This window comes from Streptomyces sp. NPDC001373 (assembly GCF_042895815.1).
Lineage (GTDB): Bacteria > Actinomycetota > Actinomycetes > Streptomycetales > Streptomycetaceae > Streptomyces.
The window spans coordinates 88,016-105,532 of sequence record NZ_JBIAWQ010000023.1 but is presented as its reverse complement, the minus strand read 5'-3'; the positions used below and the strand labels follow the sequence as shown (position 1 = coordinate 105,532).

At 67.7% G+C, this 17,517-nt stretch carries 16 protein-coding genes; 3 read left to right on the top strand and 13 right to left on the bottom strand.

The window, feature by feature from the left end; genetic code table 11:
- The first annotated feature begins 273 nt into the window (after positions 1-273).
- The gene (locus ACFY15_RS32735) at positions 274-561 is read left to right on the top strand and encodes a hypothetical protein (RefSeq protein WP_390826603.1); all 288 of its coding nucleotides are present in this window, start codon (positions 274-276) and stop codon (positions 559-561) included.
- A gap of 282 nt (positions 562-843) precedes the next feature.
- Positions 844-987: a hypothetical protein gene (locus tag ACFY15_RS32730; protein ID WP_390826602.1), complete on the top strand. Its 144-nt coding sequence runs from the start codon at positions 844-846 to the stop codon at positions 985-987.
- Positions 988-1,397: 410 nt separating this feature from the next.
- Here ACFY15_RS32730 and ACFY15_RS32725 read toward each other — a convergent pair whose 3' ends face one another.
- The 7 genes from ACFY15_RS32725 to ACFY15_RS32695 all read right to left on the bottom strand — a co-directional run bounded on the left by ACFY15_RS32725 (position 1,398) and on the right by ACFY15_RS32695 (position 10,192).
- Positions 1,398-4,238, bottom strand: coding sequence for a class I SAM-dependent DNA methyltransferase (locus ACFY15_RS32725; RefSeq protein WP_390826606.1), 2,841 nt, complete (start codon positions 4,236-4,238; stop codon positions 1,398-1,400).
- A 293-nt stretch (positions 4,239-4,531) separates the two neighbouring features.
- Entirely contained in the window at positions 4,532-5,770 is a 1,239-nt protein-coding gene (locus tag ACFY15_RS32720) for a serine hydrolase domain-containing protein (protein WP_390826601.1), read from the bottom strand.
- 54 nt (positions 5,771-5,824) lie between these two features.
- On the bottom strand, positions 5,825-6,394 hold the full coding sequence (locus ACFY15_RS32715; protein WP_390826600.1) for a 2OG-Fe(II) oxygenase: 570 nt from the start codon (positions 6,392-6,394) through the stop codon (positions 5,825-5,827).
- A complete protein-coding gene (gene cysS / locus ACFY15_RS32710; RefSeq protein WP_390826599.1) occupies positions 6,391-7,770 on the bottom strand; it encodes a cysteine--tRNA ligase in 1,380 nt (459 codons plus the stop codon). Before cysS ends, ACFY15_RS32715 begins: the two co-directional genes overlap by 4 nt.
- A 51-nt stretch (positions 7,771-7,821) precedes the next feature.
- Positions 7,822-8,751: a hypothetical protein gene (locus tag ACFY15_RS32705; protein ID WP_390826598.1), complete on the bottom strand. Its 930-nt coding sequence runs from the start codon at positions 8,749-8,751 to the stop codon at positions 7,822-7,824.
- A 12-nt stretch (positions 8,752-8,763) separates the two neighbouring features.
- Positions 8,764-9,885 (bottom strand): sugar-transfer associated ATP-grasp domain-containing protein, encoded by a 1,122-nt coding sequence (locus ACFY15_RS32700; protein WP_390826597.1) that lies wholly within the window; start codon positions 9,883-9,885, stop codon positions 8,764-8,766.
- Between the two features lie 103 nt (positions 9,886-9,988).
- Positions 9,989-10,192, bottom strand: coding sequence for a hypothetical protein (locus tag ACFY15_RS32695; RefSeq protein WP_390826596.1), 204 nt, complete (start codon positions 10,190-10,192; stop codon positions 9,989-9,991).
- Positions 10,193-10,608: 416 nt separating this feature from the next.
- Here ACFY15_RS32695 and ACFY15_RS32690 point away from each other — a divergent pair, with 416 nt between their 5' ends.
- Entirely contained in the window at positions 10,609-11,949 is a 1,341-nt protein-coding gene (locus ACFY15_RS32690; RefSeq protein WP_390826595.1) for a helix-turn-helix domain-containing protein, read from the top strand.
- 51 nt (positions 11,950-12,000) lie between these two features.
- Here ACFY15_RS32690 and ACFY15_RS32685 read toward each other — a convergent pair whose 3' ends face one another.
- The 6 genes from ACFY15_RS32685 to ACFY15_RS32660 all read right to left on the bottom strand — a co-directional run bounded on the left by ACFY15_RS32685 (position 12,001) and on the right by ACFY15_RS32660 (position 17,399).
- Positions 12,001-12,864, bottom strand: a complete 864-nt coding sequence (locus tag ACFY15_RS32685; RefSeq protein WP_390826605.1) for an IS3 family transposase — start codon at positions 12,862-12,864, stop codon at positions 12,001-12,003.
- 50 nt (positions 12,865-12,914) lie between these two features.
- Positions 12,915-13,226 (bottom strand): transposase, encoded by a 312-nt coding sequence (locus tag ACFY15_RS32680; protein ID WP_390826594.1) that lies wholly within the window; start codon positions 13,224-13,226, stop codon positions 12,915-12,917.
- 237 nt (positions 13,227-13,463) lie between these two features.
- Positions 13,464-13,643, bottom strand: a complete 180-nt coding sequence (locus ACFY15_RS32675) for a hypothetical protein (protein ID WP_390826593.1) — start codon at positions 13,641-13,643, stop codon at positions 13,464-13,466.
- Between the two features lie 287 nt (positions 13,644-13,930).
- Positions 13,931-15,661, bottom strand: coding sequence for a relaxase/mobilization nuclease domain-containing protein (locus tag ACFY15_RS32670; protein WP_390826592.1), 1,731 nt, complete (start codon positions 15,659-15,661; stop codon positions 13,931-13,933).
- The gene (locus ACFY15_RS32665; RefSeq protein ID WP_390826591.1) at positions 15,658-16,053 is read right to left on the bottom strand and encodes a plasmid mobilization protein; all 396 of its coding nucleotides are present in this window, start codon (positions 16,051-16,053) and stop codon (positions 15,658-15,660) included. The genes ACFY15_RS32670 and ACFY15_RS32665 overlap by 4 nt, the downstream gene beginning before the upstream one ends.
- Before the next feature lie 380 nt (positions 16,054-16,433).
- Positions 16,434-17,399: a DUF2637 domain-containing protein gene (locus tag ACFY15_RS32660; protein ID WP_390826590.1), complete on the bottom strand. Its 966-nt coding sequence runs from the start codon at positions 17,397-17,399 to the stop codon at positions 16,434-16,436.
- Positions 17,400-17,517 lie beyond the last annotated feature (118 nt).

Sequence of the window (17,517 nt, the reverse complement as noted above, 5' to 3'; positions counted from 1 at the left end):
AACGCTCGGCTGGGAAACCCCAGCCGAGCGCCTGCATAAACTGCTCGCGGCCTGATCAACACGACCACGTGTTGCAACGACCCCTAGAAACCGCCTTTTCCGGTCGGGGCCTTCAACGTATTGGACGGCGACTGCCAGATGCAGTCGGCGGCGACTCGGCGGATGGGTCCCGTCGAAGCTTGGATCCGGGTCGGTTCCGACCTTCTCCAGGGCCGCCCGGCCTAGGGTGGCCTTCAGGCGTGAGCCCGTGACCACAGCGTGGAGGAGCCGATCATGAGCACTGCCCCGAATCTGCCGCTCCCGCCGCGCAAACCCGAGCAGTCCCATCCTCAGTCCCATCCGGTGCGGACGATCCGGGAGATCCGGGGGTCTCTGCCCGAGCACCAGCTCGGGCACTTCGATGCCGAGCTGGCCGACACCGACATCGATGCCTTGCCTGACGTGCTTCACCGCTGGGCGACCCTGGGCAGCGACGGATTCTTTGAGCGGCTTACGGCGGCCCCGTTCGAAGGTCTGGCGTTCGGGCAGCGGTCCTACGACGATGCGGCGGACGGCGAGTGATCCATCTACTCGACACCAATGTGGTCGCCGAGATCACCACCCGGCCGAAGCCCGCCCCGGCCGTCGTCGCATGGGCTCGATCGGTTCCGTCTCCTGCCCTTTACCTGAGCGTCATCACGGTTGCGGAGATCGAAGCAGGCGTTGAGGGAACACCTGGCCCGGTGCGGCGTACGGCTTTCGAGCGGGCGCTCACGGACATCCGCGATCAGTACCGCGACCGGATCGCCGCCGTCGGCGAGCGGGAGGCACTCGCCTACCTCGCTCCTCACCGGAGGCTCAAGAGTGCCGGAACCGGCATCGATCCCCCCCGATGCGCTGATCGCCGCCACCGCCCTGGCGAACGGCTGGACGCTGGTGAGCCGCAACATCAAGCATCTGGCGCGATCGGGCGCACTCCTGCTGAACCCTTGGGAGTACGAGGGATAGGCCATAGAGGCCGGAACGCACGAAACATCCGGTTACGAGGCAAATAAACGAGACTGGAACTGAGACCACGCAACGCAGAAGGCCCCGGCCGGTTTCCCGGTCGGGGCCTTCAAGTGCCCGGTGAGGCACTGGCGGAGGATACGAGATTCGAACTCGTGAGGGGTTGCCCCCAACACGCTTTCCAAATGTTCGTATGGCCGTCCGGCTAGGGTCGTACCCGTCCTGACCTGTGGCGGAGCCTGTGCATCGCCTCCCTCTGGACGGCTCCGGACGGAGGCGAATGCAACCAGAACTGCAACCAGTACTCCGACGGTTCGGGCGCTGGCCGAGGATGCAGAGGCGGCTGGAACAGAGCCAATGCTTGAGGCGGAGGACCGGTCAGCCGGAGGGGCTGCTCTCGTGGGGTGCCGTCAGGCCAGGCGGACGCCCTTGCTCCAGATGCCCGTCTCCTGCAGCTTGGACCGGATTTGGTCCAGCCGTTTGACGACGGCAGCGATCTGGCGCTGGCGCTCGATGTCTGGCTTCCCCTCGGCGTCTACAGGCACCTCGATCGTCAGCTGGGCGACGCGCTTCGTGTAGAGCTTCGCCTCGTAGAGATAGCCCCCCTGCGCGATCGTCTGAGCCAAGGCGACTGCCAGGTAGCCGAGGTCGATGTCATGCTCTGGGGGTTCTGCCGCTTCACCGTCCCGGTCCTGAGGCTCGGTGCCCTCAGCATCCGAGGTCGTGGACTCTTGTTGTGCCCCATCACCGAGCTCTAGCTGCCCGTCCTCTTCGCCGAGCTCGAGCTGCCCATCCTCGGCCGGCTTCGGCCACGGCTGGACGATGACAACGTCATCCGTCATCACGCAGTTAGCCTCGCGGTAGAAGACCATGCCGACGGCCGAGGCGCCCGTGGCCATCACGGTGACCGATGGATACGGCTCCGGTTCCACCCCGCGCTCGTCCAGCCAGTCGCGGTCAATCATTCCCTTGACGGTTTCGGGTCGGGTGAAAACCGAATAGACGGGCACGTCACCCGGATTATCGCGAAGGTCGACGTTCCTGATTCTAATTCCCGACCTAACCTGGAATCGAGAGGAATCAGACAAGGCGAATTTTGCGGAATTCCCGCTCTGCAGTAGGGCCAGCTCTGCCTTGGCCTGGCCGAGATCGTCGATCAGCTCCTGCAGGGTCTCGGTCGCGAGGTCAATGAACTCGGCGCGGTCGATTGTGTCTGAGCGCTCGCCCAGCTCGACGTGCTCCGCATCGGTCCAGTGACGGATAACGTCCCAGCGTTCGTCGGGGTCGAACGCGCTGGCGGGGACGATTTTCGCGAACGGGCAGTCCTCGTAGCGGGTGGGGCGGGAGACGGTTTCAGTCGTCCCGTTATTGCTGTAGTGGACAAACAAGTCAGCCAGCGCAGCGAGATCATTTTCCTTGGGGGTGGGGACTCGCTCGTAGTCGAGCGTTTCACCGATGCTGCGAGCGATTCCGCAGAAAACAGGAGGGCGAGACTGTGTCTTTACCCTGCGCCGCTCAAGCACGAGAATGTACGTCGGTTGTGCGGTGTTGAAGAAGGCGTTTCGCGGTAGCTGGATGCTGGCCAGAATGTTGCACTCGCTCAGCAGAGCCTTCTTCATCCTCTGTGCCGTGCGGTTGAGCAAGCCTAGGGGGACGATTACGAAAGCCCGACCCCCGGGCTTGAGTGCTCCGGAAATGTATCGAAGGAAAAGAGCCTCGACTCCGAGGCCGCCGGTGTCGTAGTACTCCTCCAGGAATACGCCATTCTTCTTGCCATCCACATGCTCGATCTCCTTTCGGTAGATCGATGACCCCTGTGTCACATAGGGAGGGTTCGTCAGGATGACATCCACGGAGTTCCGCGGAGGATAGAGCAATCCCCCCAGGGTCTCGTTATCATTCATCAGGAGGAACGTGTTTACCAGCGCCTGGTTCAGTGCCTCTGGCGTCGTCTGCGGATCGCGAACCGATTCGGCAAGGTGCAGCAACATGTTGGCCTTGGCCAGTATGTTCGTGGACGCGTCTACGTCCACTCCGATGAGCTTGACCCTCTGGCGGGGCTGGCCATCAGAAAACGTGACATTTCCTGGAAGTGCGTCAGGGAAGAGCAGTGGCTCGAGCAGGAAGCCGCCTACGCCGGCTGCAGGGTCCAGCACGATCGAATCATCGGGCAGAGTATTAAGCATTGCCATTTTGACCATCGGCTTGACGATGTTCCGCGGCGTGAAGAACTGCCCCAAGCGCTGCTGGCGTGCCGAGCGCTTCAAGAAGGTCTCGTACAGGCGGAGCTTGAATTCCGGGTCGATGTTTGTGAGCGCACCGAACCCCTGAAACTCGTCGAGGATCTCGCAGAAGGTTCTGTTGTAGGACGAGATGGTTGTGGTTACCGATGAGCGGAGGAATGCAAAGCCATTGATGATCGACGTGTACGACGTGATCGTGGCCAGTCCGAATACGTTGCGAACCTTATCGTCGTCAACGATCAGGCGCTCGGCGAAGATCTGCTTGATTCGAGGGCGGATGCTGTTTACGTAGTACTCGATCTGGCTGCATCCCTTGTTGCGAGCGAACTCGTCAGGCGCAGTCAGTAGGACGTCGAACCGGTAATCTGCCGGGAGGACCGAGAGCGGAAGATTGTCGGAAAGGAACTTCAGCATGAAGATCTCGACGAACGTCAGGAGGCAGTCTTTAGGCTCCGCCTTCGTCGCCTGCCAAATAATCTGCCAGACCTTTTCGGAAAGAGGCCGGGGATCGCGTTCCACATCCGATTCGCCTCGATAGAGGTCGGAGAGGACGGATGGAGTGAAGTCTCGGACTTCCGGGATCTCCACGATTTTTCCCGCTGTGGCAGAAGCGGCGGCGTCGATGTAGCGGAACCGTTCGCCATCCGTGGTGAGAGCCAATCGCACACCCATGGCAAGGGCGCCGATAATTGCCTGCTCGGCTGCCGCTACTTCATCGCCAGCCTTGCGCAGGCGCGACTTGTCCTTCCATTCTGCCACCGCAATCGGAACAAGTCGGCCGGCAACTCGATGGACATATACATTGTCCGGCTTGCACAGGCTGACGCGCTTGGGCGCCTTGTACCGCTCGCAGGGAAAAGACACGCTGCTGGCCGGTGTGAATTCCAAGCCCGCCTTGGACAGCCTGGCGACCGTTGTGGCCCCCAGTTCCAGGACCTCGAAGTCACCAAACCGCTTGCCTCGAACCCCCTCCGGGGTCAGGTACCCCTTCTGGGCAAGCTCTTCCATGCTCACGGCAACCACCATTCCGCCAACGCCAGCCCCCGTGCGCCGTCTGGTGCGGGGGCATTGAACCCGAACCGGCCAAACTCTACTCACTAGCCGCCTGGCCGATGCCCGGGAATGGGCAGATCAACGGTTTCCCGGCCAATACCGGCCATCGGGGGACGAGGCTCGGCGCGATACCCACACCTCAGGCTCGCCTGAGGTGTGGGACCGGGTCATGAAGCTACAGCTGGCGTAGGCCCGTCAGGACCCGACCGATGGGTATCGGAGTGGCCTGACTACCGCCGAAGCCGGTCTCACTCAGGGCGCTGTTGGGACGAGTGGAAGCCTCCACCCAGATGATCTTCCCGGGGTGTGGCTGATCTGGTCAGCGACTTCCGGACTGCTTCGGTCAGCAAAGCCGCGCGCGCATCGTCCGAGCCGCTGACGATGTGGTTCATGACGTAGCCGAAGGCGATGCCGTGGGCGGGGTCGGCGAAGCCGAGCGAGCCGCCGCGGCCGGTGTGACCGAAGGCGTTCGGGCCGGTCATGAGGTTGCCCTCCGTGGGCAGCATGAATCCGGTGCTGAATCGGCTCGGGATCACCATGACCTGGTCCTTCCCGTTGGCCTGCTCCTGGATGGCTGAGGACAGGGTCTCCTGGGCGAGCAGGCGCACGCCGTCCACTTCGCCGATCAGCGCGGCGTACATGCGCGCGAGGGCCCGTGCGGTGCCGATGCCGTTGGAGGACGGGAGTTCCGCGGCCTGCACCTCGGGGGAGTCGAAGTCGATCGCGGCCGGGTCGGTGACGGCGAACGCCCGGTTGCTGAAGGAGTTCGGGTCCCGCCAAGCGGCGACCTGTTCGCGGAGTTCCTCGGGGACCGACTCGGCCGGCACCGCCGTAAGGTCTACCGCCGGTCGCCGGTACACCATGCGGCTGACCCGGTCGCGCTCGCTCGCCGGCAGGCCGATGAAGAAGTCCAGTCCGAGCGGGCGCGCGATCTCGTCGGCGAAGAAGCGGCCTGGTGAGCGGCCGGAGGCCCGGCGGATCACCTCGCCGACCAGCCAGCCCCAGGTTCGGCCGTGGTACCCGTGTGCAGTGCCCGGAGTCCACTGGGGACGCTGCGCCGCCAGCGCTGCTGCCATGGGCCCCCAGGACAGTGCCTCTGCCAGCGGCAGCGGTTGGTCCAGGGCGACCAAGCCGGCCTGGTGGGACAGGAGCCAACGGACGGGGATGTCCGCCTTGCCGTTCACCGCGAACTCTGGCCAGTACTTCGCCACCGGCGCGTCAAGGTCCAGCAGTCCGCGCTCGACCAGCATGTGCGCCGCGGTCGCGGTGGCTCCCTTGGTCGCCGAGTAGACCAGTTGCAGGGTGTCCCGTGTCCAGGGACGGCCGGTCTCGGGGTCGGCGACGCCACCCCAAAGGTCGACCACCGGCCGGCCGTGCCAGTAGACGCACACGGCCGCGCCGATATCCCCGTGCTGGGTGAAGTTCTCCATGAACGCCTTGCGGACCGGCTCGAACCCGGGCGCTACCTCACCGTCGATCGTCGTCATGCCGCTCATCCTGGCATCTTGGCTGCCCGCTCTGGCAGGGCAAGTGGGCCGTGCTCAAAGGCATTCGGCATCGATGCGTACGACGAGAGTGATGCGTTCGCCGCTCGTGATCGGCCGTACGCCGTGGATGTGGTCGCGGGTGGCCGGGAAGGCGACCAGGGTGCCGCAGGGCGGCTTGATCTCCCGGGCGGGGTTCTCGAAGAACAGCTCGCCGCCGCCGTAGGAGTCAGGGGTGTTGAGCCAGATCACGAGGGTGAGGTCGCCGCCGACGACGGGTTGTCCGTTGGTCCGGGCCCGCTCGCGTTCGATGTCGGTGACCTCGTCGTGGTGGGCTACGAAGCCGACGCCGGGGCCGTAGCGGTAGACGACCGCCGGCTGGGTGGGTATCCGTTGCGGGGCGATCTCGAAGTGGCCACGCAATTGGGCGGCGCAGTGCGAGATGACCGCCTCTTCCAGGTGCGTCGGGATCTCGACGTACTCGCTCTTGCGCAGCGATTCGTCGATGACGCCCTGGTAGGTACGCGGGCGGGCGGTGTGGTTCTTCACGTGGTCCATCAGCGCTCCGCAGAGGCTGAGGGGGATCGCGCTCTCTACGACGAGCGGTAAGCGGCTCTTCCAGGTCATGAGGTGTGCTCCTTCCACCAACGGGTTCCTTCGGGCGAGTCCTCGAGGATCACGCCCTGCTGGGTGAGCTGGTCTCGGATCGCGTCGGCCTCGGCGAACTTCTTCGCCGCACGGAGCCGGTCGCGCTCTTTCACGAGTTCGTCGACGGCGGCGTCGCTCTGAGTGGGGCCGGTGATGTCGAAGGTGCCGAAGAGGTTGTTCACGTCCTCGATCAGCCGCGTAGCGGCCGGGCCGGCCGGCTCCTCCATGCGGTTCTGCTCGCGGATGTACTGGAACAGGACGGCGAGGGCGCCGGGGGTGTCGAAGTCGTCGTCCAGGCGCTCACGCATCTCCTTCCAGGCATCGGCGGCGCGTGCGGCGTTCGCCTGGCTGTCCGTGTGCGCGGGGTCGATGGTCCGGGCGAAGTTCTCGATCCGGCGGCGTGCCCCTCGGGCCTGCTCCAGCGTGGAGTCGTTCAGCTCCATGGAGGAGCGGTAGTGCTGGGAGAGGAAGGCGTGGCGCAGGGTGCGGAAGTCCGTCCGGGTGAGGGCGTCCCGGATGGTGAGGAAGTTGCCGGTGCTCTTCGACATCTTCTCGCCGTCGACACGCAGCAGACCGGTGTGCATCCAGTAGCGGGCCAGCGGCTCGATCCCGGAGGCGGCTTCCATCTGGGCCACCTCAGCCTCGTGGTGCGGGAAGATGAGGTCCACGGCCCCACCGTGCAGGTCGTACGAGGGTCCGAAGAACGTCTCCGTGATCGCGGTGTCCTCGATGTGCCACCCCGGCCGGCCCGGGCCAAGCTCGGTCTCCCAGAACGGCTCGCCGTCCTTGCGGCCCTTCCACAGCGCGAAGTCGCCCGGGTTGCGCTTCTTCGAGTTGTCGTCGATCCGCGACACCGAGTCCTCGGGTCGCAGGTCGGTGCGGCCGGAGAGCTTGCCGTACGCGGGGAACGAGGCCAGGTCGAAGTACCAGCCGTCGTCGAGCTGGTAGGCGTGGCCTCGCTCGATCAGCCGCTTGATCTGGTCCACGATCCCGTCAATGTGGTCGTGGGCCCGCGCGTGGACGTCGACGCGAGTGTTCCCCAGCGCGGCCATGTCCTCCAGGTACTGCTTCTCGAAGAGCGCCGCGATCTCCTCCGGCGGGACGCCCTCCTCTGCCGACCGCCGGATGATCTTGTCGTCGACGTCGGTGATGTTCTGGAGGTACGTGACCCTGTACCCGCTCACTTCCAGGTACCGGGCGATGAAGTCGAACTGCGTGTACGTCTTCGCGTGCCCGACGTGGCTCGGGCCGTAGACGGTGGGTCCGCACACGAACATCCGCACCTCGGCCTCCCGCTCGGGGCGGAACTCCTCCGACTGGTTGGTGAGCGTGTTGTGGACCTTGATCGACATCATGCCTCCTGTGTAAGCGGATCACGCAGCGTACTGACGCCCGGACATGAGCGTCTAACTGGAACCGCCGCGCCCGCCGAAGGGTACGAATCCCGGGGATGGCAGGGTGGCGAAAGTCGCTGCCTCGTCCCCGAGAAGGTGGTGGTTGGCCTGCTGGTAAGCCTTCCGCACGGTCGCGATCGCGCCGGTGCTCAGGTCCACCCCGGCGGACTGGCAGAACTCCCCCAGGGCTTCGCATCGCCGCTCCAGGTCGACCATCGACAGCGGGTCGCACTGCTGGGCCTCGATCAGCAGGTTCTCCTGCTCGCCGCTGATCAGGCCGAGGGCGCCGAGGGAGTACAGCTTCCACTTCATGTTCGGCAGCAGCCGGCCCGAGCGGGCGTACATCCAGTCGACGACCTCGTCCAGCGCGCCCGACAGGACGAAGTGGCCCGTGGGCACGCCGACCCGCCGGGCCATGCGCAGCGGGATCTCACGCACGTCCCAGGTGATCCGGTTGTACAGCCGGTGGGTCTCGCCCTCCAGCCGTTCGAGCTGCTCCCGCGTCTTGTGGGAGATCAGCGCCTCGAAGGCGTTCTCGCGGTCGAACAGCGGCTCGCCCTTGTTCCCGTAGGCGTCGCACTTGTCGCTGTTCCACGTCGTGCGCGGGTCGGCCTCGTACTGGAAGAGGAGCTGATGGACGTTGACCTCCATGCGTCCCCAGGGCACGGGCAGGTGGAAGCTGAACTCCGGGACCCAGGCGGGGAGCCGGTCCCGGACCAGGGCGTACGTGTCCGCCGGCCGCGGCCTCCACTCGTCCTCCTTGATCGGGACGTCGAGGACGACGGCCAGGTCGAAGTCGGAGTCAGTGCTGAACCGCGTAACGTTGCGCGGCGCGACGGCCGAGGAGGAAAGGACGTAGAGCGCCTGGACCTCGGGCATCGTCTTGAGCGTGTTGAGCAGACCCCCGGCTGCGGCACGGGCCTGCATTTTCAGGTTTTCCACGAGAACTCCTGGTCAGATGATCGGGCGATCCATCACGGAGCGGAGCGCGGGGACGAGCTCCAGCGCGACGCCGCCGTGGGTGCGCTGGATGTGTGCGAGGGAAGGGCTGCTGTTGCCCTCGATGACCACGGGACCGCCGGGCGTGAGTGCGATGTCCCAGCCGATGAAGGGCACCTGCGGGAACAGGCGGGCACAACGCTCGGCCAGCTCTCGGACCTCCGTCATGCGGGAGATCCGGTGGTCGGCGAACGGCACCGAACTGCCCCCGTGGCGGGTGTGGGCGTTCAGGTACCGGTCGTAGCCCTGGCGGTCGAGTCGCCCGTCTGGGTGGACTCGGATCTGCATGCCGCCGGAGGCCGAGTTGTCCGTGGTGCTCTCGGTGCCGCCGAGTTTCAACATCACGTACAGGACCTCGGCTGCGCCTTCACGCAGCAGGGTGATCACGCGGAACGTGTTGAGGACGTACGGGTTCAACACGTCCAGGTCGGGATGCTGCGGCACGTGCTGCTCCACCAGCCACGTACCCCACTGCTGCGCATAGGCCGGCAGGTCGAAGCCGTCCTCGCCAGGTCGCACGATCACGACGCCGGATCCACCGCTGGAGTAGCGGGACGGCTTGACCACCACGCGCCCGAAGCCGGAGAGGCGATCGAGGACGTCCGGCAGCGACACCGCCTCGCCGTCGGACGTCACACCCGCGCGGTGGTCGCCGCTCGCGATCAGTGCGGGCTGCGGGATGCCGGCCGAGGCGAGGATCTTCTTGCAGGACGTCTTGTCGTCCAGCTCGATCGTGTCGCGGTTCACGCGGGGAAGGAGCCGGTGGAACAGGGCTGACTCCGGCAGGTACGAGCAGGCCCGCTCGGCGGACACCTCGCGCTGGTAGCCGCCGTAGCGGAAGTAGTGGAAGGGCAGGCAGCGCCACCTCGTGGTGACCCTCATCAGGTCCACCGCGATTCGGGCCGTGCTCTTGCGGTCCTCGTCGCGCAGCATCGCGGGGACGTGTTCGCTCCGCAGCTGCCGCACCTGGTAGGGCAGGAACCGCGCGCCGGAAACGCGGGGAAGAACCCGGGTGCGGAACCACTCCTCGGTCACGGCCTGGCGGTGGTTGAACCCGCGGTTCGCGGTACGTCTCATGGTGCTCCTCCCATTTCTTAGTGGTCCGGGGTTCCGGCGATGGCCAACGTGACGACGAGCGCGGTAACGGCGATTACGTAGGCCACGACAGCGAGGCGCTGCCTCATCGGGCGGGCCCGATGTTGTCGGCGGCGGTCGACCAGCCGATGCCGTTCGCGGGCTGGATGTAGGCGATGCGGATGAGCCGGCCGCCGTGCCACTCGTGCATGACTTCCGTCAGCTCCCCCTCGCACCGGCTCGCGATGTCGCGGACCCGGCGGTGAAGGAGGGGGTGGTCTTCCCGGCCTTCGGAGTCGACCGGATTCACCGCTCGGACTCCTCGCGGTCGCTTGCTCCGCGACGAAGGAATCTCGCCCAGCCGGATTCGGCGCGGGCACGGAGGGCCGGGCTCGGACCGGCCGGCGACTCGGGAACGGTGTGCTGGCGTCCGCTGGTGCCGGGCGCGCGTACGGGCAGGGACTGGCTCATCACGACCTCCTCGGGGGTGGTGCAGCCCGTCACCCGCGTGAGGGGCGCCGATGACGGGCTGCGGTCCTGGGAGCCGTCCGGAGCGGGGCGGGAAAGCCGGTTGCCCGGGTGCTCAACTCCGAACGGCGTGAGGCCCAGTGAACGGTCGTGGACCACGCGCCCGGAACGTTTCCCGGGGGTTTCTCCAGCGAGAGAAACCCCCGTTTCTCACACGGGGAGTAGCCTCCTGACTACCGACCTGAGGGGAGAGGTGGGATGTCTGACCCGATGGCTCTGCACCCGCTGACCTACGTGCGAGAAGGCAAGGGCTGGGGCAAGGCCGAGTTAGCCCGACTCATGTGCGAACGCGGGAGCGCGCTGGGCGTACCACTGGCCACCAACCGGACGACGGTCTGGAAGTGGGAGCAGGGGCAGGAACCTGACGTGGACGCGCAATTGGTGCTCGCCGACCTGCTGGGCGTTCCCGAGGACCACGTACGCTCGGCGGTCTGGCCCCGATGGCTACCGGCTTGGGAGTCAACGGCCTTGGTGGCCCCATGGACTCCGGCCGGTACCGTGAAGGTATTTGCCGATCTGGTCAGGAGCGGCCACATGGATCGTCGGGGATTCCTGTCCATCACCGGGGCTGCGCTGACGGGTGTCGCGGCCAACTGGGCAGCCGCGCCAGAGGCGTTCGCCTCGGCATTCGACGGCGACCGCGTCACCGACGCGATGGTGACCACTATCGAAGCGCGCGTGGACACCCTCCGCACGCTCGACGACCAGATGGGCGGCGCCCGCCTCCTGGACCAGGCCACCAGCGACCTTGCACTGATCAGCGGCCTCCTCGACCACGGTCGCTACACCGACGCCGTCGAACACCGCCTGTACGCGATAGCCGCCCGGGTGTCGTACCTCGCCGGATGGATGGCCTACGACAAGGGCCTCCGCTCCCTCGGACAGCGCTACTACGTCGGCGCCCTCCGCAGCGCACACAGTGCGAAGGACGACGGCTTCGGCGCCTTCATCCTGGCCGAGATGGGCATCCACATCTCCGACTCGGGCGACACGGCCGCGCGCGTGAAGCTCATCGACACCGCCATCGGCAACGCCCCCACGGCCCTCCCGCCGGCGGCGGCCTCGTACCTCTACCTCCACCAGGCCGAAGCCTTGTCCCGAGACACCCAGCACGAGGCGGCCGGCAAGTCGCTCAACCGGGCCTACGACCTATGGGGCGCCCACCACGAAGGCGACCGCCCCGACTGGCTGGGCTGGTACGGGGAAGCACAGCTCAAGTCCACCGAGGGCAAGATCATGCTCCGCTCCGGCTTCCCCGAGCGCGCCACCAGCGCCCTCGCGATCGCGGTGGACCAAGCGGTCCCGCGCGACCGTGCCGTACGCTCTGGCCGCCTCGCCACGGCACGCCTGGCCGCCCGGGACCTGGACGGGGCCCTGGACGCCGCCAACCTCGGCCTGGAGCTGCTGGAGAACCGCGTCCGCTCCGACCGGGCATATGTCCGGCTGACGAAGTTCAGCGACTATCTGGAGCCGTACGCCGGGGTGCCGTCGGTCCTTGAGTTCCGCGACCGGCTTCAGGCTCTTCCGGCTGTTGCCTGACTGTGTTCCCGTGACGCCTCTGAGGTTCCCCCGCTGCGCGGGAGGTGCTGACTAGCTGGTCAGGGCGGGTTGACGTGGTTTCAGGTTCGCTTGTTCGGCCGCTGCCTGGTTGGCGTAGTGCTTCTCCTCGAACTCGATCGGGCTGAGGTATCCGAGCCGTTTCTGAATGCGGCGGGGATTGTAGAGGCCGTCGAGATACTGGAAGAGCGCGAGGTTCGCCTCGGCGCGTGTGGCGAAGACGCGGCCGCGGACGCACTCGGTCTTGATGACCATCCACAGGTTCTCGGCGAGAGCGTTGTCGAACGAGTCGCCGACCGATCCCATGGATGCCTGGATACCGGCCCTGACCAGGCGTGTGGTGAGCTTCACGGATGTGTACTGGCAGCCGTGGTCGGCATGGTGAACGAGCTCGCCGGCAATGGGCTCGCGGCTGGCCAGGGCGTACTCCAGCGTGGTCAGGACCAGGTCCGCATCCGCGCGGGCGGAAGTCTCCCAAGCCACGACCCGGCGGGAGAACGCGTCGCGGATCGCGGAGAGCCACAACGGGCCCTCCAGCGTCGTGATCACGGTCAGGTCGGTGACCCACAGCCGGTTCGGCACGTCCGCCGTGAAGTCGCGTTGCACCAGGTCAGGGGCGAGTTCCGCATCGGGGTCGCGGCGGGTGAAGCTCTTGCCCCGGCGGGGGCTGATCCCGGCCAGGCCGGCCTGGCGCATGAGCCGTTCGACGCGCTTGCGGCCGACGCGGGTGCCCTCGCGTGTGAGGGCGGCGTGCACGCGCGGGGAGCCGTAGATCCCGCCGGAGTCGGCGTGGACCTGCCGGATCTGGCCGGTCAGCTCGGCGTCCCGGCGGCGGCGTTCGCACGGCTCCCTCTCGGCCCGGCGCCACCGGTAGTAGGTGGAGGAGGGGATGGACAGTTCCCGGAGTACGGGCTCGACACCGAGGTCACCGCGTTCGTCGAGGAACGTCAGTACCTTCGCCGGGTCGTGTCGAGTTCCTGGGCGAAAAAAGCCGAGGCGGACTTGAGGATCTCGTTCGCCCGCTTGAGCTGGGCATTCTCCTTCCGCAGGGCGGTCAGCTCCTCCTTCTCGGCGGTGGTCAGCAGGTCGTCCCGTTCACCGGCGTCGGCCTCGGCCTGACGGATCCAGTTCCGCAGGGCCTCGTGGTGCACGCCAAGCTCCTCGGCCATACGGCGGATCACCGGCTTCGGCTCGGCGGCCCGATACATCCGGACCGCACGCTCACGCAACTCCAGCGGGTACTTCCTCGGGGCAGGCATCGTCTGGGCTCCTCTCATGAGACCCATCTGACCCTCTGTCATCCATCCCCGCATCTCGGGGGAACCTCACTCCTGTGCCGGCGCCGCCCTCCTGCGTCACAACGACCCTCCTCGAGCCCCGTCCAACCGGAGGCCGTCGGGGCAGATCCGTGTGAGGCGCCCGGTGCCTCGTGCAGCAAGACGGCGGCCGGGCAGAGGCCCGGCCGCCGGTTCTGCTTTGGCGCTTTCTCGGTGTGGTCAGTTCCTGCGGGGGAGGAATCGGCCGCCGTCTGCGGCGGCGATGGTGAGGAGGCTCTCGTACTGGCCGCGGTCCTCGTCAGTCATGTAGGGAATGACGACTTCGGGGTTCTGGGCGAAGTACTTGCGCAGGAGATCGAGTGCGTCGTTCAGGGCTTGATCGGCGATCTCCTGGGTCACCTCGGTGTGGATCTTGGCTCCGGCGGCCTGGAACTCTTCCAGGGTGGCTTCGTTGGCGAGGGCCTGCTCCTCCTTGGTGAAGGGGCGCCCGTCGAGGTGGTGGAAGGCGCGCGTCCGGGTTGGGCGAAGTCCATGTCGAACAGCAGGGCCATGATGTGGGGGCGCAGGGGAGTTGCGGGCATAGAGGTGCTCCTCGAAGGGGTGGGGTGGGTGTGCATCAATGGTCTGGAGAATCCCCGGTTTGGCTAACCGGGGATCGTCGGTTACCTTCAGCCGCTCTTGTCTGGTCAGCGCCGTCGCGTTGAGTCGCTTGCGGCCTTGCTTGCCGGCTGTGCGGCGGGTGCCGCAGGCGGTGTGCCCCTGCCGCCTCGGGCAGACCGCTCGTGCGGAGCTTCGGGGGCGGCGGGCAGGTGGGCGCTGCGCCGCAGCCGCCAGACGAGGACATCGCTGATCGAGTCAGCGGTGTCGAGCTCGCGCCGTCGGCTGGCTTCGGCGAGCAAGGCGGCCGGGTCGTATCCAGCCTTCCGTGCGTCGGTGAGAGTGGCGGCCAGGGCGGGCCAGCCGGGCTCGGCCAGGATCCGTTCGGCCAGCTCCGGCACCGCCTGGTGGACGAATGCGGCCTGTCGTTGCTGAACGTGCAGGGCCAGGCGTTGGCCGCGCTGCCGGAGGGCGCCCATGGGCTGGGTGGCGGCTGCCTGGTAGGCGGCGCGGAGGTGTTCGGCGGCTTGCCGGGCGGCGGCTGCCTGCTGGGCGTGGTGTTTCTTGGCGTGCCAGTTCGCCGCTGTGGTGGCGAGGAAGAACGCCATGTCGATGAGCATGGCGGTGGTGGCGCCGTCTTCGCCGCGGCCGAGGGCGGGTCCGCTGTGGATGAGGTCGCGGGCTGCCTGCCGAAGGGCACGGTCGTGCCCTCGTACGGCCTTCACGTGGGAGCGGCTGGCGCGTTCGAACGCGAAGGCCGCGTCGCGGAGTTCCTTGCGGGTGTGGGCGGCGGAGGTCTTGGCGAGCGCGTCGAGGACTTCCGCGGCGCCGGCGATCTGTGCTGCTGCCGCGCCGTCGTCGCCCTGGTCGATGATCAGCAGCGCCTGCCATGTGGCGGCGCTGGCCCTGCGCCGGGCGAACGCGGGGCCGGTCACCGGCGGCAGGGCGGGCTGCCCGGGCCCGCTGTCGTCTCCCGAGGCTTCTGCGGGGGTGGTGAAGCGTTCGCGGATGCGGGGCAGGGAGAGGTCCGGGGCGAGCTTCGATCCGGAGTAGAAGACGGGTTCGCCGTGCTTGTTGCGGTCGTCGGGCAGGGCCACGGTGTAGCCGAGGAGGTCCCCGGACGGTGCCACGCGCTGCCGGGTGAGGAGGCCGGAGGCGGTGAGGCGGGCGAAAAACTCCTCCTCGCTGTGGGCGCCGGCCACGGCCTGGCGGACGGTCTCGCGCAATGTCTCCCTCGGGGTGCGTTCCTGGTTGTGACGGTCGGCTTTGTGGCGTTCGGCGCTGGTGGGGCGGCGGGCGGCGGTGCCGTCGCCGGTGTTGAGGCGGCGCAGGTTGTAGTCGGCCTCGATGAGGCGGGCCTCGGCTTGGGCGCGCTTGGCTTCGTTGTGGCGGCGGGGTTTGCGGCCGTCTTCGCGGACGGTGGTGGCGATGATGTGGATGTGGTCGTCGGCGTGCCGGACCGCCGCCCACCGGCAGCCGGCGCCGTCGCCGGGGTCGATGCCGGTGGCGGCGACCATGCGGCGCGCGATGTCACCCCACTGCTCGTCCGACAGGATCGGGTCCTCGGGTGCGGCGCGTACGGACAGGTGCCACACGTGCTCGGTGGGGCACCTCGACTTGGGCAGGGCTTCGACGGGCTGGTCGAGGAGCTGTTGCAGGTCCTCGTAGGTGGCGGCCGGGTCGCGGCCGGGGTCGGGGGCCAGGGCGTCCCAGGCGGCGACGAGGTGGGGGTCGGTGTGTTCCTCGTGGGTGCCGGGGCCGTAGAGGTAGCCGATCAGCCCGATGGTGCGGGTGCCCATCTTGTGAATGGAGGGGATCATCCGGTGGGGGTCTCGCTTTCCAGGTAGCGCCGGGTGAAGGCGTCCACGCGTTCGGCGGTCCGCTGGACGGCGTCGAGGACCGCCTTGGCGTGCGGGGCGTCGGCGCCGGAGTTCAGGACGGTGGCGACCTGGTTGAGGTTGTTGCCGATTGGGCCGAGCGCCCGGCGCAGGGCGAACAGCTCGCTGACGATCTCCCGGCGGGTGGCGATCTCGGCTTCGGTGCGGTCGAGGTCGCGCGCGGCCTTCAGTGCGGCGCGGGCGAGGAAGCCGGCGACGCTCATCCGGCAGACCGACGCCGCGTGGGTGAGGAGCCGGTATTCGTCGTCGTTCAGGCGGCAGCTGGGCTGGTGCATGCGCTTGTTCTCGGCGCGCAGGCGTTCACGCTGGCGCACGTGCGACGAGGTCGACGTGGTGTGCGTGCAGCGGGCGGTGTGGCAGGTGTGCTGTCCGTCCCTGCCCGGGTGCGGTCCGCCCTCGGCCGCATCCCGAAGGACCGGCGGCCCCTGGCGCGGGTCCCCTCCCGCCACTCTGGGGGCGGGGGAGCCCAGAGCATTGCTCCCGACGGGAGCAATGCTCTGGGTACAACTTGCTGCGCTGTTGGGATCGGTAGTCATGTGCTGCTGGGGGGTGGGGAGTTCGTGGTTCGGGTCGTGCATGGATCGGTTCTCCGTGGGGTGCTGGTGCCGGGTGCTTGGCTGTGTGCGGCACTCGTGTCCCCGTGCTCGGCTGCATGGGGTGCGCCGGGAGGACGGGGCCGGTGTGTTTGCGGGGGTCAGACGGTGTCGGCGGGGGCGGCGGCTTCGTCGAGTGGCCCGGCCTTGATGCCGCCGTCCACGACGGGCTGGGTCTGGCCGGTGCGCTCGGCCTGCAGTTGGTTGCGCAGGAGGCGGGCGGGTTTCTGGCCGATCCGTAGCGTGGTGCGCAGCCGCTCGGCGGTCAGCTGGTCGTCGCTCCAGTCGGCGGTCAGAAGCTGGGCTTCGTGGAGGACTTCGGCGTCGGTGCGGTTGCGGTGGGCGGTCGGCTTGGCGGCGGCGGGGACCCGGCCGGTCGCCCGACGCGGGGCCGATCCCGTCGACTCAGCCACGGCGGCCGACCGGGGTGTTCGAGCAGCAGGAGCGGGGGCCGGTGTGTCGGGCTCGGTCGGCCTCGTCGCAGGTGGCTCGGTGACCTTCATGGCGGTCGACTCGGTCGGCTGCCCAGGGTCTGGTTCGGCCTGGTCAGACCTCGACTGTGGGGCCTCCTCGCTGGCCGACTTGTCGGCTTGCGGGTCGCCCGACTGGTCGGCGGCCGTTTCTGCGGGGTCGGCCGACTCGGGGTTGTGGTGCAGCACCTTGGCCACGAGGTCCGATCCGAAGTAGATCGACCCGACCGGGAGCGAGGTCGCCAGCAGTACGAGGGCCCAGTTCGCCGTGTCCCAGTCGGTCAGTCGGCCCCATTGGACCGAGGCGGTGTGCAGGGCCGGGACGAGGCCGTGCACGTAGTTCAGCAGGAGGCTGGCGATGGTGTAGGCGGCCAAGACCCGCAGCGCGAACATGCGGTCGGTGCCGGTCAGGACGAGCGCGGAGACCAGCGCGAGGGCCATCAGCCCGTCGACCACGATCGGGTAGAGCAGGGCGGCGGTGGAGTCTGCGCCAATGGCGCGGGCCACGTCGGACAGCGCGTTCCACGAGACCCGGAAGGCCATGAGGACGACGGCCACCAAGCCGAGGACGAGGGCGATGCGTCCGCTGCGGTTCACGTGACGGCCCCCGGCGGGTGCGGCTGCTCGGCGGGCGCCGGCAGCACCGTCACTTTGGTGAGGGTCTCGTCCTTGGCCGCCGGGGTGGGCGGGGAGCGGGGCGATGCCGGCGCGGATG

What these genes read in the sequence shown, in the direction of transcription:
- cysS (WP_390826599.1), bottom strand. Translation starts at nt 7,770, where the DNA reads ATGATGTCGATCAAGGTCCACAACACGCTCACCAACCAGTCGGAGGAG.
- ACFY15_RS32715 (WP_390826600.1), bottom strand. Translation starts at nt 6,394, where the DNA reads ATGACCTGGAAGAGCCGCTTACCGCTCGTCGTAGAGAGCGCGATCCCC.
- ACFY15_RS32670 (WP_390826592.1), bottom strand. Translation starts at nt 15,661, where the DNA reads ATGATCCCCTCCATTCACAAGATGGGCACCCGCACCATCGGGCTGATC.
- ACFY15_RS32700 (WP_390826597.1), bottom strand. Translation starts at nt 9,885, where the DNA reads ATGAGACGTACCGCGAACCGCGGGTTCAACCACCGCCAGGCCGTGACC.
- ACFY15_RS32690 (WP_390826595.1), top strand. Translation starts at nt 10,609, where the DNA reads ATGTCTGACCCGATGGCTCTGCACCCGCTGACCTACGTGCGAGAAGGC.
- ACFY15_RS32720 (WP_390826601.1), bottom strand. Translation starts at nt 5,770, where the DNA reads ATGACGACGATCGACGGTGAGGTAGCGCCCGGGTTCGAGCCGGTCCGC.
- ACFY15_RS32725 (WP_390826606.1), bottom strand. Translation starts at nt 4,238, where the DNA reads ATGGAAGAGCTTGCCCAGAAGGGGTACCTGACCCCGGAGGGGGTTCGA.
- ACFY15_RS32735 (WP_390826603.1), top strand. Translation starts at nt 274, where the DNA reads ATGAGCACTGCCCCGAATCTGCCGCTCCCGCCGCGCAAACCCGAGCAG.
- ACFY15_RS32680 (WP_390826594.1), bottom strand. Translation starts at nt 13,226, where the DNA reads ATGCCTGCCCCGAGGAAGTACCCGCTGGAGTTGCGTGAGCGTGCGGTC.